The 20,921-nt window shown below is 71.8% G+C and carries 12 protein-coding genes and 2 pseudogenes; 6 read left to right on the top strand and 8 right to left on the bottom strand.

Going from position 1 to position 20,921, the window contains the following annotated elements; translation table 11 throughout:
• Positions 1-84: 84 nt before the first annotated feature.
• From E4N62_RS28750 to E4N62_RS28735, 4 genes are read right to left on the bottom strand one after another with little or no spacing between them, the layout of a single operon-like run.
• Positions 85-690 carry an ATP/GTP-binding protein gene (locus E4N62_RS28750; protein WP_230219328.1) on the bottom strand — a complete coding sequence of 202 codons (606 nt, stop codon included), beginning with the start codon at positions 688-690 and terminating at the stop codon, positions 85-87.
• A gap of 58 nt (positions 691-748) precedes the next feature.
• Positions 749-1,144, bottom strand: coding sequence for a DUF742 domain-containing protein (locus E4N62_RS28745; protein ID WP_086802490.1), 396 nt, complete (start codon positions 1,142-1,144; stop codon positions 749-751).
• A 9-nt stretch (positions 1,145-1,153) separates the two neighbouring features.
• Positions 1,154-1,588 carry a roadblock/LC7 domain-containing protein gene (locus E4N62_RS28740; protein ID WP_184896532.1) on the bottom strand — a complete coding sequence of 145 codons (435 nt, stop codon included), beginning with the start codon at positions 1,586-1,588 and terminating at the stop codon, positions 1,154-1,156.
• Positions 1,585-4,365 (bottom strand): nitrate- and nitrite sensing domain-containing protein, encoded by a 2,781-nt coding sequence (locus tag E4N62_RS28735; RefSeq protein ID WP_230219326.1) that lies wholly within the window; start codon positions 4,363-4,365, stop codon positions 1,585-1,587. Before E4N62_RS28735 ends, E4N62_RS28740 begins: the two co-directional genes overlap by 4 nt.
• Before the next feature lie 418 nt (positions 4,366-4,783).
• Here E4N62_RS28735 and E4N62_RS28730 point away from each other — a divergent pair, with 418 nt between their 5' ends.
• The 4 genes from E4N62_RS28730 (at position 4,784) to E4N62_RS28715 (ending at position 10,297) form a co-directional block, all read left to right on the top strand.
• Positions 4,784-5,335 carry a hypothetical protein gene (locus E4N62_RS28730; protein WP_230219325.1) on the top strand — a complete coding sequence of 184 codons (552 nt, stop codon included), beginning with the start codon at positions 4,784-4,786 and terminating at the stop codon, positions 5,333-5,335.
• Positions 5,336-5,556: 221 nt separating this feature from the next.
• Positions 5,557-7,023, top strand: coding sequence for an aldehyde dehydrogenase family protein (locus E4N62_RS28725; protein WP_230219324.1), 1,467 nt, complete (start codon positions 5,557-5,559; stop codon positions 7,021-7,023).
• 69 nt (positions 7,024-7,092) lie between these two features.
• Complete coding sequence (locus tag E4N62_RS28720) at positions 7,093-8,673, top strand: APC family permease (RefSeq protein WP_230219323.1); 1,581 nt, start codon at positions 7,093-7,095, stop codon at positions 8,671-8,673.
• A gap of 73 nt (positions 8,674-8,746) precedes the next feature.
• Complete coding sequence (locus tag E4N62_RS28715; protein ID WP_230219322.1) at positions 8,747-10,297, top strand: GMC family oxidoreductase; 1,551 nt, start codon at positions 8,747-8,749, stop codon at positions 10,295-10,297.
• 104 nt (positions 10,298-10,401) lie between these two features.
• Here E4N62_RS28715 and E4N62_RS28710 read toward each other — a convergent pair.
• The 4 genes and pseudogenes from E4N62_RS28710 to E4N62_RS28695 form a co-directional block, all read right to left on the bottom strand.
• Positions 10,402-15,106: pseudogene (locus tag E4N62_RS28710) on the bottom strand (hypothetical protein).
• An 82-nt stretch (positions 15,107-15,188) separates the two neighbouring features.
• Positions 15,189-16,067 (bottom strand): hypothetical protein, encoded by an 879-nt coding sequence (locus tag E4N62_RS28705; RefSeq protein WP_230219321.1) that lies wholly within the window; start codon positions 16,065-16,067, stop codon positions 15,189-15,191.
• 148 nt (positions 16,068-16,215) lie between these two features.
• The gene (locus tag E4N62_RS28700; protein WP_230219320.1) at positions 16,216-17,739 is read right to left on the bottom strand and encodes a hypothetical protein; all 1,524 of its coding nucleotides are present in this window, start codon (positions 17,737-17,739) and stop codon (positions 16,216-16,218) included.
• A gap of 132 nt (positions 17,740-17,871) precedes the next feature.
• Positions 17,872-18,570 (bottom strand): GntR family transcriptional regulator, encoded by a 699-nt coding sequence (locus tag E4N62_RS28695; RefSeq protein WP_184896513.1) that lies wholly within the window; start codon positions 18,568-18,570, stop codon positions 17,872-17,874.
• A 139-nt stretch (positions 18,571-18,709) separates the two neighbouring features.
• Between E4N62_RS28695 and E4N62_RS28690 the strand changes: the two are divergent.
• Together E4N62_RS28690 and E4N62_RS28685 are read left to right on the top strand one after the other, a co-directional pair.
• Positions 18,710-20,028 (top strand): annotated as a pseudogene (locus tag E4N62_RS28690) (MFS transporter).
• A gap of 36 nt (positions 20,029-20,064) precedes the next feature.
• Positions 20,065-20,907 (top strand): putative hydro-lyase, encoded by an 843-nt coding sequence (locus tag E4N62_RS28685; RefSeq protein WP_230220237.1) that lies wholly within the window; start codon positions 20,065-20,067, stop codon positions 20,905-20,907.
• The last annotated feature ends 14 nt before the right edge of the window (positions 20,908-20,921 follow it).

Here is a 20,921-nt window from a genome sequence, read left to right as displayed (position 1 = left end):
GGCGTCGGCGTCGTACGGGGCTCCCCGCGCGCGTGCCATGAAGCCACGGCCCGTACCCCTGTCGGCGGGGGTACGGGCCGTGCCTCAGGTGGTGACGGTCTCGCGCTGCCCCGAGGCGTGGGCCATCGCATGCCGGACGACGGCGACAAGGATGTCCTTGACCGAGTCCCGCTGGCGGGCGTCGCACAGGACGACCGGTACGTCGGGGTCGAGGTCGAGGGCCTGGCGGACCGTCTCGGCCGGGTAACGCGCGGCGTCGTCGAAGCAGTTGACACCGATCACGAAAGGTATGGAGCGCCGCTCGAAGTAGTCGACGGCGGCGAAGCAGTCCTCCAGGCGGCGGGTGTCGACGAGGACGACGGCCCCGAGGGCGCCGGAGGCGAGTTCGTCCCAGAGGAACCAGAAACGGTCCTGTCCGGGGGTGCCGAAGAGGTACAGGACGAGGTCCTCGCGCAGGGTGATACGGCCGAAGTCCATGGCGACGGTGGTCGTCGTCTTGTTCTCCACACCGCTGGTGTCGTCGACCGGGCGGCCCGCCTCGGTCAGCACCTCCTCGGTGCGCAGTGGCTTGATCTCGCTGACCGCGCCGACGCAGGTCGTCTTGCCCACGCCGAAGCCGCCGGCCACGAGGATCTTGAGCGTGACGGGCTCGACCGGGGGTGTGCCGCGCTCAGAGCGCCCGAGGATCATCGGTCTTTCTCCTGCTGGAAGGGGTGTCTGTCACGTGTTCGCTCCGCCTCCGCGCCGCTCAGAGCGCCCGGAGGCCGTTGATGACGTCGCGCAGGATGCTCTCGTCCACCAGCTCGGCAGGCGGTACGGGGCGGGTCACGTGGACGAGTTCCTCGTCCACGAGATCTCCGACGAGGACGCGGACCACCCCGACGGGGAGGTCGAGGTCGGCGGCCAGTTCGGCCACCGACTGAGGGGTGTCGCGGCAGAGCTCGACGATACGGACGTGCTCAGGGGAGAGGGAGTGGTCCTCCTCCGGGTCGTCGACGTGCGGTTCTGTGACGACCACGGCGATCAGGTCGAGGCGGTGCTGGATCGCGTGATTGGTCCGGCCGCGTGTCATCGCGTACGGACGCACCACTGGTCCGGCCTCGTCGTCGAACCAGTGGCTTCTTCCCTGACCGTCTCCGCTCATGCCATCCCACTACCCGCCCTGGGCCACGTCGGTGCGCGGGGCGGATCCCAGATGGACGCCGACCCGCTTGACGAGGAGGGTCATCTCGTAGGCGACCTGGCCGATGTCGGCGTCGGAGTCGGCGAGGACGGCGAGGCAGCTGCCGTCGCCGGCGGCCGTGACGAAGAGGAAGGCCTCGTCGAGCTCGACGACGGTCTGCCGGACGCTGCCGGCGTCGAAGTGACGGCCGACGCCCTTGGCGAGGCTGTGGAAGCCGGAGGAGACGGCGGCCAGGTGCTCGCTGTCCTCTCTGGTGAGATCTTTGGAGACGCCCGTGGGCAGTCCGTCGCTGGAGAGCACGAGCGCCTTGCGGATGCTGGCGACACGCTCCACCAGGTCGTCCAGGAGCCAGTTCAGCTCCCCGGACGTGCCGGTCGCGGTCCTGTCGGCGTTCGGTGCGGTCATCGACCGTCCCCCTTAGTCGTTCCTCGTGGTGCTGAGACGTCCCGGGCGTCGTCGCCCTCGACGTTCTCCTCGCGGCCACGCTGCCAACCCCGTTGGAGCGAGGCCATACGGCTGCGTACCTCGTCTGCGTCCCGCTCGGCCGGGTCCTGGTGCCGCTCGGGGCGGGACCTCTCGCGTTCGTTACGCCGGTCGGGTCCCTCCTTCAACTGCGGTGCCAGGCTGGCCTGTCGGACACGACGGGGCAGCGGGCTCGGAGCTGATTCTGCCTGGTCGGTCGTCGTGTCCGCGCGCGGGGTGGGCTCGCCCGCGCCGTACGGCGAGGTCGTCGGGGCCGGGCCGCCCGCCGGGGTCGTGCGGCGGCGCTGGGGCAGCGCGGGGCCGTCGTGGCCGCCGGGGGCAGGGCGGTGAGCGGGCGGGTGTCCGCGGTGCCTTCGGGGCCCGCCGGGCGGCCCTGAGCAAGCTCGTCCTCCGGGTGCCTGGTCCTGGCCCCGGTCACCGAACGGCCGTGCGAGCTGACGAGATGGGGGTCCGGCGCTGGGGCAGCGGCACGGGGCCGAGCGTCGGGTCGGGGTCGGTGAAGGGGCCTGCCGCCCTTCACCGTCACGCGCCGGCTGCTGGTCCTCGGTGATCCCGGTGAGGGAACGGCGGGGCCGGAACAGCCCGCCCTGCTCGGGCTCCTCGTCGCCGAGGGGGACCGGGAAGCCGCCCAGGGGCTCCAGGTCGACCGGTGCTTCCAGCTCCACCGGGCCGTCGAGGATGCCCGCGGTGAGCCCGGGGAGCCGGACCGGCACCTGGGAGAGGGCCGCGTTGCGTTCCTCCTCCAGTTCGGCCTCGCGGGTGGGGTGGGCGCGGTCGAGCCGGAAGCCGATGCCGTTGGTGTCGGGGACGTCGTCGGTGAGCAGGGCGTCCGGGATGAACACCACGGCCGTCGTGCCGCCGTACGGGGAGGGCTGCAGGGAGACGCGGACCTTCTGCCGCTGGGCGAGCCGGCTGACCACGAAGAGCCCGAGCCGGTCGGTGTCGGAGAGTTCGAAGTCGGGGGTCTCGGCGAGCTTGAGGTTGGCGTCCAGGAGCGCTTCGGCCGACATGCCGAGGCCTCGGTCGTGGATCTCCAGGGTGAAGCCGTTCGCGACCCGCTCGCCGTGCACCTGGACGGCTGTGTGCGGGGGCGAGAACACCGTGGCGTTCTCCAGGAGTTCGGCCACCAGGTGGGTGAGGTCGGCGACCGCGGGGCCGGTCACGGCGACCCGGGGCAGCCGGCGGACCTCGATCCGCTCGTAGTCCTCGACCTCGGCGACGGCCGCGCGGACGACGTCCATCAGCTGGATCGGCTTGCGCCACTGCCGGGAGGGGGCCGCTCCGGAGAGGATGACCAGGCCCTCGGCGTGGCGGCGCATACGGGTCGTCAGGTGGTCCAGACGGAACAGGTCGGCGAGTTCGTCGGTGTCCTCGGTCCGGCGTTCCATGGTGTCGAGGAGGGTGAGCTGCTTGTGCAGCAGGACCTGGCTGCGGCGGGCGAGGTTGACGAAGACCTCGGAGATCCCGCTGCGGAGTTCGGACTGCTTGACGGCGGCCTCGACGGCCGCCCGCTGCAGGGTGTTGAGGGCCTGGCTGACCTCGCCGATCTCGTTCTTGTCGTACTCGAGGTGCGGCACCTCGGTCTCCACGTCGACCTGTTCGCCCGCGGCGAGCCGGCGCATCACGCTGGGCAGCCGCACGCCGGCGGTCTCGTGGGCCTCCTGGCGGAGCCGGCGCAGGTCGCGGATGAGGACGCGGCCGATGCGGACGGACATGAAGAGCGAGAAGAGCAGGGCGAAGAGGCCGAGGACACCGGCGACGGCGGCCTTCAGGATGACGTTGGTGACCAGCGGGCGGACCCGGTCCTGGTAGCGGTCGCCCGCTTCGATGCTCAGGTCGCGGAGGTCGGCGAGCACGGGCTCGACCGAGGTGTCCCAGCTCTTCGCGGTGAACTTGGTGGGCCTGCCGGGGTCGGAGGCGATGACGGCCTGTTCGACCGAACGCAGGGGCGCGGTGCTGGCGTTCTTCCAGTAGTCGGCGAAACGGTCGCGGTCGGCGGTGGGCAGCTGCGGCAGGCTGATGTCGTACATCAGGGTGCGCTGGGCGACCAGGTCGGAGAAGTCGCGGATCTCCTCCTTGGTGATGCGGTCCGCGACGAGCACCGAGCTGAGCAGGGCGTCCTCGCGGGAGAGGAGTTCGCGGGCGCGGCCGACGTTGACCAGGGCGCGGCCCTGCTTGTCCATCTCCACGCTGTCGAGCGCGGGCAGGTCGGACAGCAGGGTGAAGCAGGGGTCGACCAGTTCGTTGTAGTGGCCGAGGGCCTGGGTGACGGTGACGGTGCCGCTCTCGACGGTCGTCCGCAGGGAGGGCAGGGTGTCGAGGGCGTCCAGGATCGTCGTCAGCCGCAGCGAGGCGGACTCGCCCATCTCGTCCTGCAGGTCGGCGTCAGCGGCGTGCTTGCGGAACTCCCCGACGGCCTTGTCCGTGGCGGCCCGGCTGCGGTCGAGTGCCTCGACCGCCTCGTCGGACCGGGGGTCGGCGAGGTAGACGAGGGTCTGGCGGCGTTCCTGCTGGAGCACACGGATGGTGTCCTCGGTGGGGAAGCCGACTTCCTCGACGATGTCCGCAACCCTGAAGAGATCGCTCGCCTCACGGCCCGTCAGCACCGTGGCGAAGGTCCAGACACCCGTCAGGGCCACCAAGGGCACGAGCAACAGCGCCACGATCTTCCGGCGGATCGATTTCCCGCGAAAGCGCATGGCCTCCCCCAGCTCGACCCCCGCCAGGTCCGGGGGTACACATGTGCGTCAACAAACGGCGTGAGCCTACTACCGACTCACACGTATCTCGAAGAGGCGTCCGGGCGCCTGCGGTACCAGGGGCGAACCGGACAGGGGGAGTTGTCCGTTCATTGGGGGAGATTGCCGCCCGCCGTCCGGCACTTGAACCAATGACATCCCGTCGGGGAAGTCTGCCGGTTGGCCGGATTTTTTCGTTCCGCGGGAATCTTCGGCGGACCTCGATCGTCTTTCTGTACGGGAATCGGAGGCGGAATCGGCCATAGATCCCGCAGGCCGCTCTCAGGCGGCGTAAACCAGAGGAAGTCGGGCACCAGTGGGGGGCCGGGTCCATGGATCCGGATCTGTTGGTCCACCGGCGGTGGGGAGTGACGAGTTGATGGGCACGGCGGAGCGGCGCGCAGCGTCCGGTGACGGAGCAGCGGCACCCGAGGTGGCCGCGCGGAGCGCTCGCACACCGGACCGCGGCCTCCTGACGGGGGTCGGCGTCGCGGTGGAAGAACGGGGGCTCTCCGCGCGTGGCGACGAAGAGCAGGTGTATTACCGGCCGTTGTGGATCGAGGAGCCGGCCCGCAGGCGGCGGCTGCCCGATCCGGTGCGGACGGCGGCGGTGCGCGCGGTCCTCATCATCGCGGTGACACTGCTTCAGGCGATGGTGGCGGTCCTGTGCACCCTCGCGGGTTCCTGGCTGGCGTTCCCCATGGTGCTGAGCAGCGTGGCGAGCACGATCGCGGCCACCTGGGGCGTCCTGGACGTCTGGGTGACCCGCCAGGTGTGGAAGCAGCGCAACGGGGTGGTCTCCGCCCCGAGCAGCACGGCGCGTTCGCTGCGCCGGGAGCGGCGGCGGGCCCGCCGTGAGGCACGGGCGGCCGAGCGTGCGCAGGCGCGAATACGCCGTAGGGGTGGCGCCGGGCAGCTGTCGCACCCGTAGGGCGGCAGGGGCGGGCCTTGCGAGAAGGGCTCGCCCCCTCGGGCGGCGGTTCTGCCGCCCGACCGCCTCCTCCTGTCGTCCCTCGCCGAGGGCGATGCTCCTGACCAGGCGTGTTGACTGTCACATTTGACTCCCTCTTGGGCGTAGAACGCAGTCTTCCGGTTAGGCGCTCAGCCGCGAGGGCGCCTGCCGTACGGCGCTGACCAGGAGGAACGAAAGACATGCCCGAACTTTTCATCGGCGGAGCATGGCGATCCGCGCTCGACGGCCGGACGCGTGAGATCCGCTGCCCCGCCGACGGCAGCCTGGTCGCGGTCGTCGACGAGGCCGGCGCCAAGGACACCGTGGAGGCGATCGCCGCCGCGCGGCGCGCCTTCGACGAGGGCCCGTGGCCCACCACCTCGCCCGCCGACCGCGGTCACCTGCTGCTTCGGGTGGCTGATCTCCTCGTACGCGACAAGGACGCGCTCGCCCGCGCCGAGTCCCTCGACACCGGCAAGCGGCTGGTGGAGAGCGAGTACGACATCGACGACATCGCGAACTGCTTCCGCTACTTCGGGCGTGCGGCCACCGCGGAGACGGGCCGGGTCGTCGACACCGGTCAGCCGGGCGTCGACAGCCAGGTCGTGTACGAGCCGGTGGGGGTGTGCGCGCTGATCACCCCCTGGAACTATCCCCTGCTCCAGACGGCCTGGAAGGTCGCTCCGGCGCTCGCGGCCGGCAACACGTTCGTGCTGAAGCCGAGCGAGCTGACCCCGCACACCGCGATCCATCTGATGCGGTTGCTGGCGGAGGCCGGGGTGCCGGAGGGCGTGGCCAACCTCGTCCTGGGCGCCGGTCCCGAGGCGGGTGCCCCGCTGTCGGAGCACCCCGATGTGGACCTGGTCTCGTTCACCGGTGGCCTCGAGACCGGCCGTCGGCTGATGGCCAACGCCGCCGCGAGCGTGAAGAAGGTCGCCCTGGAGCTCGGCGGCAAGAACCCGAACATCGTCTTCGCGGACGCCGACTTCGACACGGCCGTCGACATGGCGCTGACCGCGGTCTTCCTGCACTCGGGGCAGGTCTGCTCGGCGGGCGCCCGTCTGCTGGTGGAGGACTCGCTGCACGACCGGTTCGTCGACGAGGTCGTCCGCCGGGCGCGGGAGATCCGGTTGGGCGGGCCCTTCGACGAGCGGGCGCAGACCGGCCCGCTGATCTCCGCCGCCCACCGCGCGAAGGTCGAGGAGTACGTCGCCCGGGGTATCGCCGAGGGCGCGGTGCTGCGCTGCGGCGGCGAGCGGCCGAGCGGCGACGCGTACGACGAGGGCTTCTACTACCTGCCGACCGTCCTGGACGAGTGCACGGCCTCGATGTCCGTGGTCCAGGACGAGTCGTTCGGGCCGGTGCTGACGGTGGAACGGTTCAGCAGCGAGGACGAGGCCGTACGGCTGGCCAACGACACCATCTACGGTCTGGCCGGCGCCGTATGGACGACGGACGAGGCCAGGGCCCGACGGACAGCGGCCCGGCTGCGGATCGGCACGGTGTGGATCAACGACTACCACCCCTATGTGCCGCAGGCCGAGTGGGGCGGTTACAAGCAGTCCGGATTCGGCCGTGAGCTCGGGCCGGCGGGACTCGCCGAGTACCGCGAGGCGAAGCACATCTGGCGCAACACGGCCCCGGCACCGCAGGGTTGGTTCGCCTAGTCCGCTGTTCTCGGCACCCGCAGAGCCGCTCCCCCCCTCCCCTTCCCCAGGCCCATCAGGAGTCCGCTCATGACGACCATCGAGCAACCCGCCGGACCGAAGAACTCCTCCGACGACACCGAACTCACCGAGTTCGGCTACAGGCCCGAGCTCAAGCGCACCCTGGGCAACTTCCATACCTTCGCCGCCGGGATCAGCTACATCTCGATCCTGACCGGCACCTTCCAGCTGTTCTACTTCGGCTTCGCCAGTGGCGGCCCGGCCTACTGGTGGTCGTGGCCGATGGTGTTCGTCGGCCAGTTCATGGTCGCGCTGTGTTTCGCCGAGCTGGCGGCCCGTTACCCGGTCGCGGGCTCGGTCTACAACTGGTCGAAGAAGATAGGCAATCCGCACCTGGGCTGGCTCGCGGGCTGGATGATGCTGGCCGCATCCGTCGTGTCGATCGCGGCGGTCGCGCTGGCCTACCAGCTGACGCTGCCGCAGATCTCAGACGTGTTCCAGTTCGTCGGCGACGGCTCCGGCAAGTACGACGTGGCGACCAACGCGGTCGTCCTGGCCGCGGTGCTGATCCTGTTCACCACCCTGGTGAACGCCTTCGGCGTCAAGCTGATGGCACGGATCAACACCGCGGGCGTGTTCATCGAGCTGATCGCCACCGTCGTCCTGATCGTGCTGTTCGCCGTCCACATCACTCGCGGCCCGCAGGTGGTCCTGGAGACCAACGGCACAGGGGACGGCTACGGCAACGGCTACCTGGGCGCGTTCCTCGTGGCGTCGCTGGCGTCGGCGTACGTCATGTACGGCTTCGACACGGCCGCCTCGCTGGGTGAGGAGTCCCTGGACCCGACCCGCAACGCCCCGCGCGCGATCATCCGGGCGATCGTCGCCTCGTTCGTCCTCGGCGGTCTGATCCTGCTGCTGGCGCTGATGAGCGTCTCCAGCCTGAAGGGCGAGCAACTGTCCACGGACGGCCTGCAGTACGTGGTGCTCAACGTGCTCGGCCCGACGGCCGGCAAGGCCATGCTGTGGTGCGTCCTGATCGCGGTCACCGTGTGCGCCCTGGCCGTCCACACCGCGGCCGTCCGGCTGGCGTTCGCGATGGCTCGCGACAACAACCTGCCCGCGTCCTCGAAGCTGGCCAAGTGCCACCCGCGTTTCCAGACGCCGGTCCTGCCGACCGTGATCATCGGCGTGCTGGCGCTGGCGATCCTCGTGGTCAACATCCGTCAGCCGCAGATCTTCACCGTGGTGACCAGCATCGGCATCATCATGATCTACCTGGCCTACCTGGGCGTCACCGTGCCGATGCTGGTGGCGCGGCTGCGCGGCACGTGGCAGCCCGCCGGGGACGGCCGGTTCTCGCTGGGCCGCTGGGGCCTGCCCGTGAACATCCTCGCCGTGCTCTGGGGCGCGGGCATGACCCTCAACCTGATCTGGCCGCGCGCGGAGGTCTACAACGCGGCCGCCCCGTTCCACTGGTACCTGCAGTGGGGCGCGGTCCTCTTCGTCGGGATCATCGCCGGCGGAGGCTTCGCCTACTACTGGTTCGTCCAGCGGCACAAGACCGGCGTACTCGCCGAACACCGCGTGGTCGCCGAGGCCGACACCACGCCGCCCGCCGCCCCTCTCGCCACCCCGGCGGCGGACTGAGCGCCGCCCAGCACAGCACGGCACAGCACAGCACAGCACCTCGACAGCACAGCACCCAGGAGGTCAACTCCCCATGATCGAAGACGAGTTCGACTACGTAGTGGTCGGCGGCGGCACCGCGGGCAACGTGGTGGCGGCCAGACTCTCCGAGGACCCGTCGGTCACGGTGTGCGTCCTGGAGGCGGGCCCCAGTGACGTCGGCGACGACGACGTCCTGAAGCTGGAACGCTGGATGGGCCTGTTGGAGTCCGGCTACGACTGGGACTACCCGGTGGAACCGCAGGACAGCGGCAACAGCTTCATGCGGCACGCGAGGGCGAAGGTCCTCGGCGGCTGCTCGTCCCACAACTCCTGCATCGCCTTCTGGGCACCGGCGGAGGACCTCGACGACTGGGCGGCCGCGGGCTGTACGGGCTGGTCGGCGGCCGATCTTCTCCCGCTCTACCAGCGACTGGAGACCAACGACGCGCCCGGCGACCACCACGGCCGCTCCGGACCGGTGAAGCTGCGCACCATCAAGAGCGAGGACCCGTGCGGCAACGCCCTGCTGGAGGCGTGCGTCCAGGCGGGTATCCCGACGACACCGTTCAACACGGGCACGACGGTGATCCGGGGCGCCAACTGGTTCCAGATCAACTCCGACGAGAACAACATCCGCCAGTCCTCGTCGGTGGCGTATCTGCACCCGGTCATGGGCCGGCGTCCGAACCTGGACGTGCGCACCGGGGTCCGGGCCAAGAAGCTGGTGCTCGACGGGCGGCGCTGCGTCGGCGCCGAGTATCTGGACCCGGACCTGATCCACACCCGGACGGTGCGCGCGCGGCGTGAGGTCATCGTCTCCTGCGGCGCCATCGACACCCCCAAGATCCTGATGCTCTCCGGCATCGGCCCCGCAGATCAGCTGCGCGAGGTGGGTGTCGACGTGGTCGTGGACTCGGCGGGTGTCGGCGAGAACCTCCAGGACCACCCCGAGGGCGTCATCATGTGGGAGGCCGCACAGCCGATGCCCACCACGTCCAACCAGTGGTGGGAGGCGGGCATCTTCTACGACACCGAGCCGGGCCTGGACCGGCCGGACCTGATGTTCCACTACGGGTCCGTGCCGTTCGACATGAACACGGCCCGGCACGGCTACCCCACGTCCGAGAACGCGTTCTGTCTGACGCCGAACGTGACGCGGGCGAAGTCCCGGGGCACCGTGCGGCTGCGCACCCGCGACTACCGGGACAAGCCGAAGGTCGACCCGCGCTACTTCACGCACGAGCACGACGTGCGCGTGATGACGTACGGTCTCCGGCTCGCCCGGCGGATCGCGGCACAGCCGGCGCTGAGCGGGTGGGCCGGGGCCGAGCTGGCGCCCGGACCCGACGTACGGACCGACGAGGAGCTGTTCGACTACATCCGCAAGACCCACAACACCGTCTACCACCCGGCCTGCACGGTGAAGATGGGTGCGGACGACGACGCCTCGGCCCCGCTGGACGCGCGGCTGCGGGTGAAGGGGATCGAGGGGCTGCGGGTGGCGGACGGGTCGGTGATGCCGGATCTGGTGACCGTGAATCCGTGCATCACGACGATGATGATCGGCGAGAAGTGTGCGGATCTCTTGAAGGCCGACGTCTGAGGGGTGGGGTGCCTTGGGGCGTGACCCTGGGGGCGTGGGGAGACTGCGGGTCCGTTGTGGCTGGTCGCGCAGTTCCCCGCGCCCTTTCAGGGGCGGAGCCCCTTCTACGAGGCGCTGGTGGGCGTCGGCCTCTTGTACATCCTCGTCGCCGTGATCTCCGTGTGGGCCGTCTCTCCCGGCTGGGGCTGTGGGGGCAGACCCGGGCGGAGGTGTTCCTCCACGCTGATGTACTTGAGGCCCGCTCGTAGGTCGGCGTCGTTGCGCAGCCGGATGACCAGGGGGAACTCCGCCAGGGCCGTCGTGTCGAAGAGCCCGGTGGTGTAGAGGAGCTGGACGCCGAGGGCGTCCGAGACCGCGCGCTGGAGTTCCAGCAGGTACGTCGCGTTGGCGCGTCCGATGGGGTTGTCCAGGAACAGGGTGCCGGCGTGACGGTGCTTGTCCCGGCCCCGGTCGTTGCTGCGCAGCGCCGCCATCGTGCAGTACAGGGCGATGGCCGCGGTGAGCAGCTGGCCGCCCGAGAAGACGTCGCCCATCTGGCCGACGGGGACGCGCTCGGCCCTCAGCACCGCGTCCGGCTTGAGGATCTCCACGGCGACGCCCCTGGGCTGGAGCGCGGCGCTGACGCCCCGCAGCAGCAGGGACATGCCGTCGCGGCGCATGTCGGAGTTCTTCTTCACGGCCGCGCGGGTCGCCTCGTCGACGACCTCGCCGAGACGTTCGGTGAGGGTGGCCTGGTCGGGCTCCTCGAAGCGGATCCGGAGGAACTCCTGACCGGACCACTCCCCGAGGCCCTCGGGGAGCCGGGAGAGCCGCTGGGCGGAGCGCAGCGTCGCGAGGGCCGACTCCACGAGCCCCCGCAGCCGGTCGACGATGGAGTCCCGGTTGCGCTCCAGCTGGGCCAACTCGTCCGTGAGGACCCGGAGTCGGGGCGCGAACGCGTCGGCCCACTTCTGCGCGTGCTCCGGGAGCGAGGCGGCGGGCAGCTCCCGGATCTGCTGGCGAGCGGGCGTACGGACCTGTTCGTAGCGCGTGGAGTTGGCGTGGCGTACGAGGACGTCGCTCGCCTCGCGCACGGAGCCCTCGGCGGCCGAGAGGTCGGCGGCGCAGCCGCGCAGGGAGCGGCGGGCCTCCGCGGCGGCCCTGCGGGCCTCTTCCAGCCCTCCGGGGTACGGCTCGGGCTCCTCCTGGTCGTCGTCCGCGGAGTGGTCGCGCAGGAGGTCCCGCAGGAGGGCGGCGGTCTCGTCGAAGCCGCCGGCCGCGTCCTCGGCGGCGCGGTGGGACTCCAGCAGCTCGGCGTGGGCCTCCCGGGCCTGGGTCAACGCCTCGGCACGGGCGGCCAGTTCGGCCGTGGCCGTGCGCAGCAGGGCCTGGGCGTGGTCGGCGGCGCGCGGGAGCAGTTCCTCGGGCAGTTCGGTGTGCGCCTCGCCGTCCTGTGGCGCGTGCCGCTCGGCCTCGCCGCGCAACCGGCCGAGCTGCTCGCTCGCGGTGGACATCCGGGTTTCCAGGAGCTGGACGAGTTCCTCGGCACGCGCGGCCGCCGCCTGCCGCGACGGCCCGTCGGAGCCGTCGGGCGACTGGAGCAGTTGCTCGGCGCGGTTGCGGACCTTGTTGGTGAGCCGGTCGAGTTCGGCGATCGCGGCGCTCTCGTCGCTCTCGGCCCGCGCCTGTTCGGCCCGCAGATCGGCATCGACGCCGACCTTCTCGTACACCTGGGACGCGGCGCGGTAGGCCTCGCGGAGGGCCGCGAGGGGCTGCTTGGGCGCGTCGGAGTCCGTCTCCGGTACGTCGTCGGGGGCGCCCGCGATCTCGGCGCGCTCGGCGCGCAGCGCACGCGCCGTGCGGCGGGCGTCGTCCGCGCCGCGCTGGGCGGCACGCCGGTCCTCGTCGGCGGCGCGGGCCCGCTCCAGGCAGGACTGCGCGCGGGCCTCGGACTCGGCGGCCTCGTCGGCGAGTTCACGAAGCTTGACCTGCCAGCCGGCCCGCTCGCGCAGCCGGAAGGCCAGTCCGGCGAGGGCGTCGGCGGCACGGCGGGACTTCTGTGCTGCCTCCTGCCGTTCGTCCCGCACCTGCGCCGCCTCGGCGGCCGCCTCCTCGGCCTCGGCCCGCACGGTCCGCGCCTCGGCGAGCTCCGCCTCGGCCTCCTCGGCGAAGGCACGCGTCTCCCGCGCGGTGTCGGCCAGTTCGGTGAGCCGTCCCGCCGGGCAGCCCGTGCGCCAGGAGGAGAGCCGGGCCGCCAGCTCCCGGTCCTTGCCGAGGCGGGCCGCCAGCTCCCGGATCTCCTCGTCCCGCTCGCCGGCCCGCGCGCGCAGCGCCTGCCGCTCCTCGTCCGCCGCGTGCTCGTCGTGCATGGCCGGATTCGGCGGGACGAGGAAGACGTCGGAAGCGTGCCCGTCGCCCGCGTCCATCGGCGGCGTCGGGGCCAGCAGAGCCGCCGCCGTGCCGACGGCCACGGCGGACCTCGGGAGCAGTGCGGCGTCGCTCAGTGCCTCGCGGGCCCGGGCGTGCGAGTCCGGGTCGGTGATGATCACGCCGTCGACCAGTTCGGGACGGGCGGCGAGGACGCGGGCGTGGTCGGTGGGGTCGACGGCCTGGGCGAGATAGCGCCAGCCGGAGGGCGGGGATACCGTGCTCACCGAGGAACTCGACGGTGGCCAGGACGTCCGGGCCGGGCGGCAGCAGTCCGCCGTCGCCGAGGGCGCCGAGGATGCGGGCGTCGTCGGCCGCGGCGGTCCGCAGCTCGAAGAGGTGGCGCTCGGCGGACGACACGTTCTCGTCGAGCAGTTCGCGCAGTTCGTCGGCGAAGCGGTCCAGCTCCTCGGGGGTGAGGGGGCCGCCCTCGCCGCTCGAGCCACCCGAGCCACCGGGACCGCCCGATCCGCCGTCGACGTCGGCTTCTCCCCTGCGAGGACCCGGCACCGGGCCCGGCACCGCGCCCGACGCCCCGCCCGCTGCCCGGCCCACGGCACCCGGCAGACTCAGCAGCTCCGCCAGCCGCTCCTCCGCCGCGAGGGCCTCCGCCGTGCGTCGCTCCCCGTCGTAGGCGCGCTCGGCGGCGATCGCCGCGTCCGCCGCGCGGGCGGCCGTCAGCTCCGCGCGGGACTCGGCGGCGGCCGCCTCCCGGGCGTGCTCGGAGGCGCGGCGCGAGGCCTCGCGCGCGGTGTCCCAGGCGGCGACGGCCGTCTTCTCGGCGTCGCTGGCGGCGAGCGCGGCCCGAGCCGGGTCGGCGTCGGGCGCGCTGTCGTCCAGCCAGCCCGCGCGGACCGCCTCTGCGGTCTCCTGCTCGACCTCGCTGAGCCGCTGCTTCAGGTGTCCGACCTCGCTGCGGGCGCGCTGCGCCTCGGTGGCGGCGACGGTGGAGTCCCGGTAGGCGGTCTCGCCGACCTCTTGCAGGGCGGCCGACTTCTCCTCGCCCTCGTTCGCGAGCTCCTCGGCGCTCTCAGCGGCGGCGTGCAGGGCGCGTACCAGGTCGACGGCGGCCTTGGCGCGGGCGGCGAGCGCGGGAGCGGCGTCCCGTTCGGCCTCCTGGATGGCGGCTGCCACCCGGGCGACGCGGTCGGCGGCGGCCCGGTGCCTGAGCACCGCCTCGGCGGCCTGCCAGGCGGAGTGCAGGGTGCGCGCGTCGGCCAGCTCCCGCTTCTGCGCCGCGGCCGCCCTCTCGGCGGCGGCGAGCGCCAACGAGGCGTGCCGGTAGGCCAGTTCGGCGGCGATGAGAGCGCTGCGGTCCCGGGCGGCCTCGGAGTGCGTGACCGCGTACGCGGCCGCGGTGACCCGCTGGGCGAGATCGGTGCCCCGCAGTCGCTCCCGGGCGGCACGCGCCGACAGCCGCCGCGCCAGGGTACGGGTGCGGCGCTCGGCGCCCGCGTGGACGTCCCGGGCCCTGGAGCGTCCCTCGGCCGCCTCCACGATCCGGCTCAGCAGATCCACGGACCCGGCCGTGAAGTCCCGTTCGGCGATCAGTTCCGCCCGCCGCCCGAGCTTGTTGCCGAATCCGGAGACAAGGTCGGCCAGTCCGTCCGTGTCCCGGGTGTCGGTCACGGCCCGCAGCAGCAGGTCGGTGAAGTCGGAGTCCTTCTTCACCGCGAAGAGGCCGGCGGCCTCGCCCTCGTCGGCGTTCATCTCGCGCTGGTAGCGGAAGAGTTCGGGGTCGAGACCGAGGTCCGTCAGATGCTCGTTCCAGCGGTCATGGATCTCCTCCCAGTGCACTTCGAGGTGCGGATACGCCTTGCCCGCGTCGGTGAGGGCGTCCCGGAACCCCTTCATGGTCCGCCGTCTCCCCCGCGCGCCGGACGTGCCCTCGGCGGACGGCCGTACGGCGGTGGCCTCGGCGACGGGCAGATTGTCCAGGCTCAGACCCGGGCCGGGCCGGAAGGAGTACCAGGCCTCGGCGAACTTCCGCGGATCGTTGGAGACCTGCCGCCCCCGCCACTCACTCACCTTGCCCACGACCACGCACTCGCCGGTCAGCGTGTGCTGCCACTCCAGGGCGACATGCCCGCAGTCGTCCGCGAGCAGGAACTTCCGCAGCACACCGGAGCTGGCGCCGCCCAGCGTGTTCCGGTGGCCCGGCAGCATCACCGAGAAGATCAGCTTGAGCAGTACGGACTTGCCGCCGCCGTTCTCCAGGAAGAGCACCCCGGCCGGCGCGGGCCTGCGCGGCGGCCCGGTCGGCTCGTCCTCGAAGAACTCCGCCTGCTGCGGCGCGGGGTCGGGCACGTACTCGCCCACACCTCTCAGGTCCAGCACGGTGTCGGCGTAGCGCGCACCGGCCGGCCCGATGGAGTAGAGGCGGACCCGGGACAGCTCGTACATGGCGGCGGACTTTCGCGGTCGTGACGGTGGATCGTGCGGGGAGGAGGGAGGTCGAGGACGGTGGTGGGGACGGTGGTCGGGGTCAGGAGTGGAACGGCAGTCCGGCGTCGGCCACCAGCTCCAGGTCGTCGGTGTCCTCGGCGGGCAGCAGCGTGGCCGAACCGTCGGTGACCGGTACGACGCCCAGTTCCAGCAGTTCCGCCATCGCGGCGCTGCCCGCCATGTCCCGCACCTGGAGCTGATAACGCGCGGTCGTGCGATACGTACCGCCGTTGTCGTCGCCGGTGCGCTGGAGGAAGCCCGAGTCGGTCAGGAAGCCCACCGCCTTGCCGATGATGCCGGTGGTGGACCCGGCGAGCCGGCGGGCGTCCTTGGTGGCCCCGGTGGAGCTGCGTCGCGCCCAGATCCGCCAGGCCGACTCCAGGCCGGGCGCGTCGGTCGCCGGGTCGGTGTTCTCGCCCTGCTCCTCGGCCCGCTCCTCCAGGCGCCGGCAGGCCTGCCGTACGAAGGCGTCGACCCCGTTGACCGAGACCCGCCCGATGTATCCGTCGTCCGCGAGGTCCTCCGGGCGGGGGAACGCCATCGCGGCCACGGCGAGGTGGGCCAGTCCGTGCAGGAAGCGGTCCACCGAGTCCGCCGACGTCCGTCGTGCGTACTCGCCCATCCGCACCGCGAAGACGGAGTCCTCGGCGGCCGTCACCGCCATCCCCGCCCGCGGCGACACCTCCAGGACGACCAGCCCCAGCCCGGTGGCGACGGCGTCGGCGAGCCGGGCGAACGGCGGATCCTCGCGGTACCGGCGCAACAGCTCCCCGTACTCCTGGTCCCGGGCGGGCTGCAGCTTCGGCTGCAGCCCGAAGGAGACGAGCCGAGCGGCGTCGGCGGCGTCGGCGGGAGTGAGGGCGGCAGCCACCGGAGCGGCTGCCGACTCCGGGTCACTCCACTCGACATGCTCACTCACGACAAGAACTCCTCGATCTCATAACCAGGGGGTACGGCAAGCGCCCTCGCAGGGGCGCGGGACGGTGACATGTGCGGCCCGGCCGCGTGAACGCGGTCAGCCACGAACCAGCCGCACACCGACCACGGGCAAAAACCCGACGGCGTCCTCACACCGCCTCCCTGTCCGCCGCCATGCCCGCGGAATCCAGCAGAGCCATGCCCACGATCAGATCGGCCCCACCGAACTCGGGGTCGTCCAGTTCCGTCCCGTCGTCCACGGCGAACAGCAGCCTCTCCTCCCCCTGCCGATAGGCCGTACCGACCGGTGGACTCGCCGCGTGCACAGCCAACAGGGCGACCAGATAAGGCAGTTCGGGGTCCTGGAGCCGTGCCTGTGCCAACAGCCCGGACAGCCGCCGGGGCGCGTCCGCCGGCAGATCCAGCAGCACCTTCGCCGCAGCCAGCTGCTCCTCGCTGAACCGGCTGTCGTCGGGCGTGGCGATCAGATCGGGCTCCGGCATCTCCACCCCGAGGTGCTCCCGCTCGACGGGCGGGGTGAACAGCAGCTCCACGAGGTCCCCGACCCGTACGGATCCGGGTGTGCGCAAACCGGTGCCGCGAGCGAAGAACGCGTCGGTCACCCGCCGCGCCTGCTCCACGGGCAGGGGCAACAGGGGCCCGACGAGATGCCCGTACAGGTCGATCCCGGAGGTCGTCATCGGGGTGGCGAAGGCCTGCCGGTCCTGCTCGGCACGGAAGAGCGGGCCGGCCTCCAACAGGCGGGACTGCAGCTGTGTGTGCCGCCGGATGCAGTCCTTGACGATGTCGACCAGCTCGGCGGCACGTCGCTTCTGCTCGGGATCCTCCGACTCGTCCCGGGCCTTGCGGATGTTCGTGAGGATCGCGTTCTCGTGGCGGTAGCGGTCGGCGACGTGGTCGAGGGCCTCGGCGATCATGTCGGGCACGGTCCGGAGCCAGTCGACCGCGCGGACATTGCGCCGGGTCGCGTCCAGGGCCTTGCGCAGCGTCTCGGAGTACTGCACGGTCCGGTAGCGGGCCTGCTCGGCGGCGAGCTGGGCGTCGGCGAGGCGGCCCCGGCTGATCAGGACCTCCAGCTTGACCTCGGCGGCGATCTGGGCGCTGGTGACGTCCGTGTCGAGGGCGCCCACGAGAACGTTGACGGCCTCGTCGGTCGTGCGGAGGTAGACACCGCCGCCGTAGCCCGGGACCTCCTCGATCAGTTTGAAGTCGTAGTCGCGCCGGACGTAGGTGCCGTCGGGGGTGAAGGTCCCGTACACCGCCCGGAAGCCGCGGTCGACGCTGCCGACGTTGATCAGGTTCTCCAGGACCCAGCGGGCCACCCGCTCGTGCTCCTCCACGGGCCGCCCGGGTGCCTGGGCGGCGATGCGCGGGATGAGGCGGGCGACGATCTGGTCGTGGTCCGCGCCCGTGTCGAAGTCCATGTTCAGGGTGACCAGGTCGATGGCGGCGAGCGCGACCTCGGCCATGCCGTACACCGTGTACTCACCGGCGAGGTTCGCCTTGCGCGCGTCCAGGTCGTGCAGCGGCGCGGTGCAGGCGAGCGCGCGCAGCCGCCGCGCCAGTCCCTCGTCGGCGGCCGGCCCCTGCGCGGGGCGCGGCCCCGCGCTGAGCTGGGGCGGAACACTGTCCGTCGATGCGGGTGAAGTCACGGTGCACAGACTAGGTCCTGGGTCTGACAACGACCCAAACGCGCCGCCGGACGAGCCGCCGAGCCGCCGGACGAGCCACCGAACGAGCCCCGGGCCGCCGGACGAGCCACGGCGCCGCTCACGGGCGGCCGCTCACGGGGCGCTGTCCCGCACCCTCCGCCCATAGACCTCGACCATGCGCCGCAGCGAGTCGTCGAGATACTCGACCAGCATGCGTTCGGCCTCGGCCCGCTCCCCCCGCTGCAGCGTCCGCAGGATGAGCAGGTTGCGCGCCAGGTACGGCTCGTACAGCTCGCGCGGATTGTCCACCACGTGGAACGCGAGCCTGAGTTCGGCGAAGACGCTGCGCATCAGCTCGTCGGTGCGGGCGCTGCCGGCGAGCGCCACCAGCTCGCGGTGGAAGTGGATGTTGGCGGTGGACACGCCTTTCCAGTCACCTTCGCGGGCGTCCCGCTGCCCCTCGGCGACGGCTTCGGCGAGCCCTTCCAAGCGGTACGGCGGATCCCCGAGCCCGCGCACGACGGCGCACTCGACGAGACGGCGGGTGCGGTAGATGTCCGCCACGTCCTCGACGGTCAGCACCCGGACGAAGACGCCCCGGTTGAGCTCGTGGACGAGGAGACGTTCATGGGTGAGCAGGCGGAACGCCTCGCGGAGGGTGTTGCGGGAGACGCCGAGGGCACCACCGATGCTGTCCTCGGAGAGCCGGGTCCCGGGTGGGAAGAAGCCTTCGGCGATGCGGCTGCGGAGGATGTCCGCAACCCGCTCGGCGGTGCTGGTGCGTCCCAGGAGGGCGCGGTCGTCGGCAAGTCCCGTCAGTTCGGCGGCCATGCCGGAATTCAAGCGCAGACACGAGAACGAAACAACAGGGGTATTGAAGGATCGTTCAACAATCCTCTACCTTGCTGGGCAGCGCCCCCTCTCCACGGCTCGGTCCTCACGCACCCTCCCCCCTCACTGCGAGGTGCTCATGAGCACGAACCCTCCCTCCCAGGCCCTGACCTCCACGAGCGAACCCCACCCCGCCGGCCCCGCCGCCGACGACGGTCCCTTCGGCTGGCTGCGGGCCCTCGGTCCGCGCGGCCGCCGCGCCTTCGGCGGCGCGTTCGGCGGCTACGCCCTCGACTCGTACGACTACTTCACGCTGCCGCTGAGCATGGTCGCGCTCACGGCCTACTTCGGCCTGGACAACGGCCAGACCGGGCTGTTCACCACGGTCACCCTGGTCGTCTCCGCCATCGGCGGCGCCGCCGCGGGTGTGCTCGCGGACCGGATAGGCCGGGTGAAGGCGCTGATGATCACCGTGATCACCTACGCCGTGTTCACCGTGGCCTGCGGCTTCGCGCCCAACTACGAGACCCTGCTGGTCTTCCGTGCCCTCCAGGGGCTCGGCTTCGGCGGTGAGTGGGCGGTCGGCGCGATCCTCGTCGCCGAGTACGCGAGCGCCAAGCACCGGGGGCGTACGCTCGGCGCGATCCAGAGCTCCTGGGCGGTGGGCTGGGGTCTGGCCGTGATCGTCTACACGATGGTCTTCTCCTTCCTCGACGACGACCTGGCCTGGCGCGTGATGTTCTGGACCGGCGCGCTGCCCGCGCTGCTGGTGATCTGGGTGCGCCGCTCGGTCGAGGACGCCCCGAAGGCCAGGGCCGCACGCGAGCGGAGCGCCGAGAAGGGCTCGTTCGCCGTGATCTTCCGGCCGGGCACGGCCTCCGCGCCGGGACTGCTGCGCACCACGGTGTTCGCGGTGCTGCTCTCCACCGGCGTCCAGGGCGGCTACTACACCCTGGCGACCTGGGTGCCGACCTATCTGAAGACGGAGCGCGGTCTGTCGGTCGTCGGCACCGGCGGCTACCTCACGTTCCTGATCTCCGGTGCCTTCATCGGCTATCTCACCGGCGGCTATCTCACCGACGTGCTGGGCCGCCGCCGGAACATCTGGCTCTTCGCCGTGCTCTCGGCGCTGTGCATCCTGGCGTACGCGAACATCCCCGACGGCGCCAACACGCTGCTGCTGGTGCTCGGTTTCCCGCTCGGGTTCTGCATGTCGGCCATCTTCAGCGGCTTCGGTTCCTTCCTCAGCGAGTTGTACCCGTCGGCCGTCCGCGGCACGGGCAGGGCTTCACGTACAACACCGGGCGCGCGGTCGGTGCCGTCTTCCCGACCACGGTCGGCTTCCTCGCGGACAGCTGGGGCGTGGGCGGCGCGCTGGTCTTCGGCGCGCTCGGCTACGGCCTGGCGGCGGTGGCCCTGCTCGGCCTCCCGGAGACACGTGGAAGGGAACTCGTGTGAACGACATGACCACGCGGCACACCGGCCCGGCCGCCGCTGCGCACGACCGTCCGGCCGCCCCCGCCACCCCTACGACCGCCCTTCGCCGCCGTCGACCCGCGCGCGCACGCGTGGAGCCCCGAGGAGGCACGCGCCCGGTTCCGTTCGGGCGCCGCGGGCCCCACCGCCGGGGTGGCCGCCGGGCACACCCAGGCGAACCTGATCTCGGTGCCCGCCGACTGGGCCTACGACATGCTGCTGTTCTGCCAGCGCAACCCCAAGCCGTGCCCCGTGCTCGACGTCACGGACGCCGGAGCGTGGACGACCCCGCTGGCCCCGGGCGCGGACCTGCGCACCGATCTGCCGCGCTACCGCGTCTGGGAGCACGGCGAGTTGGTGGCCGAGCCGACGGACGTGGTCGACGTCTGGCGCAAGGACCTGGTGTCGTTCCTGATCGGCTGCAGCTTCACCTTCGAGTCGGCGCTGACCGCCGCGGGCGTGCCGATGCGCCACGTCGAGCAGGGCCGCAACGTCTCGATGTACGTGACCGACCGCAGGTGCCGGCCCGCCGGGCGGCTGCACGGCCCGATGGTGGTGTCGATGCGTCCGGTGCCGCCCGCGCACCTGGCGGCGGCGATCAGGGAGAGCAGTCTGCTGCCGGCCGTGCACGGTGGCCCGGTGCACTGCGGCGAGCCGACGAGCCTCGGCATCGCCGACCTGTCCCGTCCGGACTTCGGCGACCCCGTGGACGCCGAACCGGACGACATCCCGGTGTTCTGGGCCTGCGGGGTGACACCGCAGGCCGCCGTGGCGGCCTCACGCCCGTCGTTCGCGATCACGCACGCGCCGGGCCAGATGTTCCTGACCGACGCCCGCGACGAGCAGTACCGCGTCCTCTGACACACCCGAGCGGG

It is taken from the genome of Streptomyces sp. MNU76, assembly GCF_020982545.1.
GTDB lineage: Bacteria > Actinomycetota > Actinomycetes > Streptomycetales > Streptomycetaceae > Streptomyces.
This window is presented reverse-complemented; position numbering and strand designations above follow the sequence as displayed.

Excerpts from the sequence above, each read along its gene's own strand:
- E4N62_RS28750 (WP_230219328.1), bottom strand. The coding sequence starts at position 690 with ATGATCCTCGGGCGCTCTGAGCGCGGCACACCCCCGGTCGAGCCCGTC.
- E4N62_RS28745 (WP_086802490.1), bottom strand. The coding sequence starts at position 1,144 with ATGAGCGGAGACGGTCAGGGAAGAAGCCACTGGTTCGACGACGAGGCC.
- E4N62_RS28740 (WP_184896532.1), bottom strand. The coding sequence starts at position 1,588 with ATGACCGCACCGAACGCCGACAGGACCGCGACCGGCACGTCCGGGGAG.
- E4N62_RS28735 (WP_230219326.1), bottom strand. The coding sequence starts at position 4,365 with ATGCGCTTTCGCGGGAAATCGATCCGCCGGAAGATCGTGGCGCTGTTG.
- E4N62_RS28730 (WP_230219325.1), top strand. The coding sequence starts at position 4,784 with ATGGGCACGGCGGAGCGGCGCGCAGCGTCCGGTGACGGAGCAGCGGCA.
- E4N62_RS28725 (WP_230219324.1), top strand. The coding sequence starts at position 5,557 with ATGCCCGAACTTTTCATCGGCGGAGCATGGCGATCCGCGCTCGACGGC.
- E4N62_RS28720 (WP_230219323.1), top strand. The coding sequence starts at position 7,093 with ATGACGACCATCGAGCAACCCGCCGGACCGAAGAACTCCTCCGACGAC.
- E4N62_RS28715 (WP_230219322.1), top strand. The coding sequence starts at position 8,747 with ATGATCGAAGACGAGTTCGACTACGTAGTGGTCGGCGGCGGCACCGCG.
- E4N62_RS28695 (WP_184896513.1), bottom strand. The coding sequence starts at position 18,570 with ATGGCCGCCGAACTGACGGGACTTGCCGACGACCGCGCCCTCCTGGGA.